This is a genomic window from Oribacterium sinus, assembly GCF_963553175.1.
GTDB lineage: Bacteria > Bacillota > Clostridia > Lachnospirales > Lachnospiraceae > Oribacterium > Oribacterium sinus_B.
Genome location: NZ_CAUVME010000060.1, coordinates 1 through 6,386, shown reverse-complemented (window position 1 = coordinate 6,386; position 6,386 = coordinate 1). Strand labels below are relative to the sequence as shown.

The 6,386-nt window shown below is 43.1% G+C and carries 8 protein-coding genes; 4 read left to right on the top strand and 4 right to left on the bottom strand.

Annotation, left to right across the window (positions count from 1 at the left end; all coding sequences use genetic code 11):
- The first annotated feature begins 133 nt into the window (after positions 1-133).
- Both RYO92_RS10615 and RYO92_RS10610 read left to right on the top strand, forming a co-directional pair.
- Positions 134-1,078: a carbohydrate kinase family protein gene (locus RYO92_RS10615; RefSeq protein ID WP_315370356.1), complete on the top strand. Its 945-nt coding sequence runs from the start codon at positions 134-136 to the stop codon at positions 1,076-1,078.
- A gap of 15 nt (positions 1,079-1,093) precedes the next feature.
- Positions 1,094-1,567: a dihydrofolate reductase gene (locus RYO92_RS10610; RefSeq protein WP_315370355.1), complete on the top strand. Its 474-nt coding sequence runs from the start codon at positions 1,094-1,096 to the stop codon at positions 1,565-1,567.
- Between the two features lie 68 nt (positions 1,568-1,635).
- On the opposite strand, the gene RYO92_RS10605 is transcribed toward RYO92_RS10610, so the two are convergent.
- The 4 genes from RYO92_RS10605 to RYO92_RS10590 form a co-directional block, all read right to left on the bottom strand.
- Complete coding sequence (locus RYO92_RS10605; protein WP_007155761.1) at positions 1,636-1,890, bottom strand: DUF3343 domain-containing protein; 255 nt, start codon at positions 1,888-1,890, stop codon at positions 1,636-1,638.
- A 31-nt stretch (positions 1,891-1,921) separates the two neighbouring features.
- Positions 1,922-2,125, bottom strand: a complete 204-nt coding sequence (locus RYO92_RS10600) for a sulfurtransferase TusA family protein (protein ID WP_040648222.1) — start codon at positions 2,123-2,125, stop codon at positions 1,922-1,924.
- A 107-nt stretch (positions 2,126-2,232) separates the two neighbouring features.
- On the bottom strand, positions 2,233-3,342 hold the full coding sequence (gene yedE / locus RYO92_RS10595) for a YedE family putative selenium transporter (protein ID WP_315370354.1): 1,110 nt from the start codon (positions 3,340-3,342) through the stop codon (positions 2,233-2,235).
- A gap of 54 nt (positions 3,343-3,396) precedes the next feature.
- On the bottom strand, positions 3,397-4,560 hold the full coding sequence (locus RYO92_RS10590; RefSeq protein WP_315370353.1) for an aminotransferase class V-fold PLP-dependent enzyme: 1,164 nt from the start codon (positions 4,558-4,560) through the stop codon (positions 3,397-3,399).
- A 479-nt stretch (positions 4,561-5,039) separates the two neighbouring features.
- On the opposite strand from RYO92_RS10590, the gene RYO92_RS10585 reads away from it, so the two are divergent.
- Positions 5,040-5,381, top strand: a complete 342-nt coding sequence (locus RYO92_RS10585; RefSeq protein ID WP_315370352.1) for an arsenate reductase family protein — start codon at positions 5,040-5,042, stop codon at positions 5,379-5,381.
- A gap of 134 nt (positions 5,382-5,515) precedes the next feature.
- A complete protein-coding gene (locus RYO92_RS10580; RefSeq protein WP_007155766.1) occupies positions 5,516-6,298 on the top strand; it encodes a ZIP family metal transporter in 783 nt (260 codons plus the stop codon).
- Positions 6,299-6,386 lie beyond the last annotated feature (88 nt).

Here is a 6,386-nt window from a genome sequence, read left to right as displayed (position 1 = left end):
CTTGTCAGAAAATTCATCCTTCAGTAGAATAAAGCGAAAAGCGAAAAGCGAAAAGCGAAAAGCGAAAAGCGAAAAGCGAAAAGCGAAAAGCAGAAGGAATAAGACATGCAGTGCTAAAAGTATGAAAGGGAAAATGATGGAAGAGCGAATCGGTATTTTGGTTTTTGGCGCGGTTTTTGTGGACATAAAGGGTTATCCTTTTTCTTTGTATCGGCCGGATGGAAGAAACGCCGGAAAGGTGGTGAAGGTTCATGGAGGTGTGAGCCGAAATATTGTGGAGGATATTGCCAATGTGGAGCTTCGTCCTACCTTTATTTCCGTAGTGGATAAGGATGCTATTGGAGAAGAGGTAGTACAGAAACTAAAGCGTCATAAGGTAAATACCAATTATATCCGGCGAATTGAAGGGGGCTTAGGAACCTGGCTGGCTATCTTTGATACGGAAGGGGAGCTTAGGGGCTCTATTTCCCAAAGGCCGGACCTTTCTAAGCTGGAGGAGGTACTTTCGGAGCAGGGAGACTCTTTGTTCTCTCGCTGTGATAGTGTTATTGTAGAAATTGATATGGATTCCAAGCTTTTAAAGCAGATTTTTCAATTGGCTGAGAAATACAATAAAAAGATATATGCAGCTGTTTCCAATATGTCCATTGCCTTAGAAAGAAGAGACCTTTTAAAGACCACTGCCTGTATTGTTTGTAATCAGCAGGAGGCGGGGATGCTCTTTTCCGAGGACTTTGAGGAAATGAATTTGGAGGAGATGGCAAGCTCTCTTTCCTCCTATGTGGTAAAGGCGCAGTTCCCACAGATGATTATGACTTTAGGCAGTCAGGGAGCCATTTATGCGGAGCAAAATGGGCATTTCGGACATTGTAAGGCAAAGAAAGTCCATGTGATCGATACCGCAGGAGCAGGAGACGCCTTTTTTGCGGGAGTGGCTATGGGACTGACGTATGGTAAGAATCTGATGGAGGCCTGTGAAATCGGTACCAAACTGGCAGCTTCCGTCCTTGGCACCTCGGAAAATGTAAATCCTCGTTTCCTTCCGGAAGAATTGGGGCTTAAGAGCTTGGAAGACTAAGAGGAGTGTTTCAAAATGATTTCTATCATTGTTGCTGTGGCTAAAGGCGGTGCCATCGGAAAAGAGGGAAAGATGCCCTGGAAGATTCCCGGAGAGCAAAGGCAGTTTAAAGAACTGACCACCGGACATGTGGTGATTATGGGGAGAACATCCTATGAGGAAGTCGGCCATCCTCTTCCAAATAGAACAAATATCGTTGTATCCAAAACAAAGGTCTTCTCCGGAGAAAATTTATATACTGTAAAATCTTTACAGGAAGCAATAGAAAGAGCGGGGCAAGAAGAAATCTTTATTGCAGGAGGAGCAGAAATATTTCAGGAAGCACTTCCCCTTGCAGATAAAATCTATATGACTTATGTGGATATGGAAGTCCCGGATGCTGACCGATTTTTTCCGGATTTCCCGGAAGAAGAGTATACAAGGGAAGAATTAGAAAAGGTAGGAGGGGAGACCTCCTACCTAAGAGTCTTGTATACGAAAAAGGTTTAAATCTCTTGAGAGAATCAGAGCTTCTTCACTCTTAACTTAAGCTGATGATTTTTTGATATTCCGGATTCTTAACTTAAGCTAATGATTTTCTGGTATTCCGGATTCTTGTCTTTCTCTCCCAATACTTCATAAATGCTGTCACAATCCTTGTCCATCCATTCCTCTTTCCAATCCTCAGCTTGAAAACGAATGCAGGTTCCACAGGAAGAGGAGAGGCTTCTGGGAACCGGCTCCAGACTATAGGAAATCCCTGCGGCCTCCATTTTTTTTCCGCTCATCATGGCGGAAAAATGGGTGTGGAAGGTTGCGATATATTCTTTCATAAATCATTCTCCTAATAAGCTCTATTCTGTCTTATTTCTTTAGTAAAATCTTGAAATCCTCTCCCTGTTTTTCATAGGAAACCTTATATCCCTTTCCTTCTCCGAAACGGGTAATATTTTCTACACAAACCATGCTGTCTACCAGGATTTCACAATCAGCTCCGGGATTTTTCTCTATACTTTCCTTTGCCATAACTACAGGTACAGGGCAGGAGTATCCTCTTGCGTCTACCATAACTACCTCCTTATACAATCGTATGTAATAGTATATTTTACCGGAACCGGCGAAAAGTTCCGATAGTTCTGTCATTTATAAAATAGTATTTTTTAATCATTTATTGCTTAGGCCGCCAGCTGTCCAGCATTTTTCTTGGGAAGATTCAAAACAGAAACAATCAGCAGGATAAAGAAGCAGGCAACTACTGCCACCTTTCCATAGTTGGAAAGACCGCCCAGTACAAATTCCTTGGCATCATTTAAGGAATCCGGATTTCCTGCAAGCTTGAAATTATGGGCAAGACCTGCACCAACAATCATTCCCAGAACGGTTACCATGGAATCTCCGTTTCCTTCTGCAGAAAGCACCAGCTGTCTAAAGGGGCATCCTCCAAGCATCACGGAAGCCCAGCCAACTAAAATCATCCCCAGCAGGTTCCATAGATGATTGCTGTGGGAGATAGGTTGAAGAGGGAATCCGGGCTTAAAGCTTCCTAAGGCCAAGTTTCCAATCAGAATGGTCAGTAAAATCACAACGAAGCCGGATAAAAGGCGGGTATCTCTGAAAAGGATGAAATCACGGATTCCACCGACGGTACAAAGCCTTGCCTTCTGTGCCAAAGCTCCTACCACAAATGCCACGGCAAAGGATGCAAAAATTGGAGCATGCTTTGCCCCCGGTCCCTCTGTACTTAAGAAAAAAATAGCAGGAACGGTGATAAATAGCAGGAACAAGAGGGAGAAAAGTCCGGGAAGCACCAGTCCCTCAGCAGGGGCAACAGGATATGCACGATTCAAGGAAAAGCCCTTTTGCAGGAAGATAATACCGATGAAAATTCCGATAACGAATCCTACAAGTCCGGTAATGGCGTTAAAGTCTCCACCGCCAAGACGAATAACCATTCTTAAGGGGCAGCCTAAGAAGGCGAGAGCGCCGATTACCACCACAATTCCTAAGAGAAATCTGGTGGCGGGGGAGGAACCTGCTTTTGGCTTCCATTCCTTCTGGATGAAAGAAAGTGCAAAAGCTCCCAATACGATTCCGATGATTTCCGGACGAAGATACTGTACCTTGGCTGCCTGGTGTAAGCCGATCGCTCCGGCTAAATCTCGTAAGAAGCAAGCAATACAGAATCCCATGTTGGCGGGATTTCCCATCTTGGTCAGAATTAACGCGGCAAGGCCTGTGGCTAAGCCGGCCAGTAGGATACTGGCATCAGTGAATTTGCTTTTCATGTTTTTCTCCTTTGATGTAAATGTGTGTTGTGAAAATGCATCCCTTTCGGGAGATTAGGAAAGAATTTCCTGAATAGCCAGCAGAGTCCGGTCTATTTCTTCCATCCTGTTAAAGAAGCCGAAGGAAAAACGTACAGTTCCGCTTTTTTCCGTGCCAAAACATTGATGTGCTATCGGCGCACAGTGCAAGCCCTGACGGGTCATGATGCCATACCGGCTTGCCAATCTGTTGCAAACTAAAGCATTGTCCATAGTGCAAAAATCAATGCTGACCACACCGCTGTTTTCTCGTCCCTCCTTTCCCGGTATTCGTATCAAATTCTTTCCTTTTATTTCATAGAGACCTTCCAAAAATCTCTGATGAAGCTGTTTGGTATATACTTCTATGACTTCCACTCCGGTTTCTTCGATAAATTGTAGGGCTTTTTCCAAACCGTAGATTCCCGGAATATTTGGGGTGCCGGGCTCGAATTTATCCGGCATGAAGCCTGGCATAGTAAGACTTTCCGATACGCTTCCGGTTCCTCCGAACAGATAAGGGGGAAGTTTTTTTGCAAAATCCTCCCGGAGTAGGGTAAGGCCGATGCCCTGAGGACCCAGTAAACCCTTGTGTCCCGGAAGAACCAGGGCGGAAAGATTCATTTTTTCAAAATCAATGGGGATGTGTCCTCCGCTTTGGGAAGCGTCCAAAATCAGATCAATGCCCTTTTCTTTACAAATTTTTCCGATAGCTTCCACCGGAAAAATCTCTCCGCTTACATTGGAGGCATGAAGCATGATTACTGCCTTGGTATCCGGACGAATCAGCTTTTCCAGCGGGCTGAAATCTCCGTTTAAAGCTAAATCATAGGGGAATGTACTTAGAGAAATGGGATGATTCTTTCTTTGCAAAAGCATCTCCAAAGGTCTTCGTACTGCATTGTGTTCTAAGGGACTGATAATCACGTGTCCTCCCTCTTGAAAGAGGGGCATAATCAGCATATTCAAACCAATGCTGGCTCCCGGAGTAATAATCACATGGCTGGGATCCTGAAAGGCAAAAAGCTTACAAGCCCTTTCTCGGAGACGAATGGCGAGATTTCCCACTTCCATAGCCTTTCCATAGCTTCCCCGGTTCATACTGGCACCGATATTGTCGATATAGTTTGCCATAGCCATGCCTACTCCCGGAGCTTTGGGGTAGGAGGTGGCTCCCTGGTCTAAATAAATCTCTTTCATTTGCTTTTTACTGTGCTTCCTTTCGTCACTGCATTTTCTCTTATCATTATATTTTCTTTTTTCCTGTATTTTCTTTTGTCCCTGTATCTGTCATAGGTATAAGCCAAGCAAATTTCCGAAGTATTCTTATATTTTTCCAGAGACATCTCTTTGAATTCCCGAATATATATAGGGAATTAGAATAAATTGATAAATTAGTATAATTTTTCTATAAACAATTTGAATAATCATAGTAAATAATACCAATAATTATAAAAAAAGTATAGTGTAAATATTAAGAATAAAAAAATAGTACGAGGCGAAGGATAATATTTTTTGGGAACAGAACGGCAGCTTGTAGCCCGGAATCAAGCTGTAACTTGACGAAGGAGAGATATATTTTTTAGAATGATTTGGACGTAAAAAGAAATAGATATACTCAAAATAGAAGTATCACAAAGAGGAGAGTTTTTCGTAGAGGAATTTTGGGGGAGTATTTTATGAATATTCAGATATTTGGAACAAAGAAGAGCCAGGATACAAAGAAGGCGGAACGCTATTTTAAGGAAAGAGGGATTAAATTTCAGGCTGTAGATTTGAAAGAAAAGGGAATCAGCAAGGGAGAATTACAATCCGTTCTTTCTGCTGTGGGGGATTTGGAAGAGATGATGGATGAAAAAACGAAGGAGCGGGAAGCATATCAACTGGTTCGTTATCTTGCGAAGGAAGACAAATTTGCGAAAGTCTTAGAGCATCCCATGGTATTAAAGCAGCCCATCGTGAGAAATGGGAAGCAGGCCACGGTAGGGTATTGTCCGGATATTTGGAAGACTTGGGAATAGAGATTCTTTCTTGCCATATTTCACGGATTCAGATATACTAAATTAATAAAATTGCAAACAATATAATTGAATGAAATTAATAGTGCGAAATAAAGATTATGAAAGATAAATAAAGAGTAGTAAAAGGAGTTTCTATGAATATGGTAGTTTTTTGGGGTATATTGATTCCCTTTATTGGAACAAGCTTGGGAGCGGCCTGTGTTTTCATTATGAAACGGGATTTTCATCCCAATGTGCAGAAGGGGCTAACAGGATTTGCTGCAGGAGTTATGGTAGCAGCTTCTATTTGGAGCTTGCTGATTCCCGCTATGGAAGAGAGTGCTCATTTGGGAAAGCTGGCCTTTCTTCCCGCCTTTGTGGGATTTTGGCTGGGAACCTTGTTTTTATTGGCATTGGATAAGATTATCCCACACTTGCATCAGAATACAGATCAAGCTGAAGGAATGCCCAGTTCTTTTCAAAGGACTACGATGATGCTTCTTGCGGTAACCCTTCATAATATTCCGGAAGGAATGGCGGTGGGGGTAGTGTTTGCAGGACTTTTGACAGGAGAAGTTAATATTACCGCCGGAGCTGCCCTGGCCCTAGCCTTGGGAATTGCCTTACAAAACTTCCCGGAGGGAGCCATTATTTCCTTGCCTCTTCACAGTAAGGGGCAAAGCAAGGGAAAAGCCTTTTTAAATGGTGTATTATCCGGCGCAGTAGAACCCCTTGGGGCCCTACTGATGATTTTCTTTGCACCGGTATTTGCTCCCTATATGCCCATCTTCCTATCTTTTGCGGCGGGAGCTATGCTCTATGTAGTAGTGGAAGAGTTGATTCCGGAAATGTCGGAGGGAGAGCACAGTAATATAGGGGTTCTGCTTTTTGCCTTAGGCTTTACGGTAATGATGGCCCTGGATGTGGCCTTGTCCTAATTCTTGTGGGTATGATGGCATTGAATGTGGCTTTGTCCTAATTCTTGTGGGTATGATGGCATTGAATGTGGCTTTGTCCTAGTTCTTA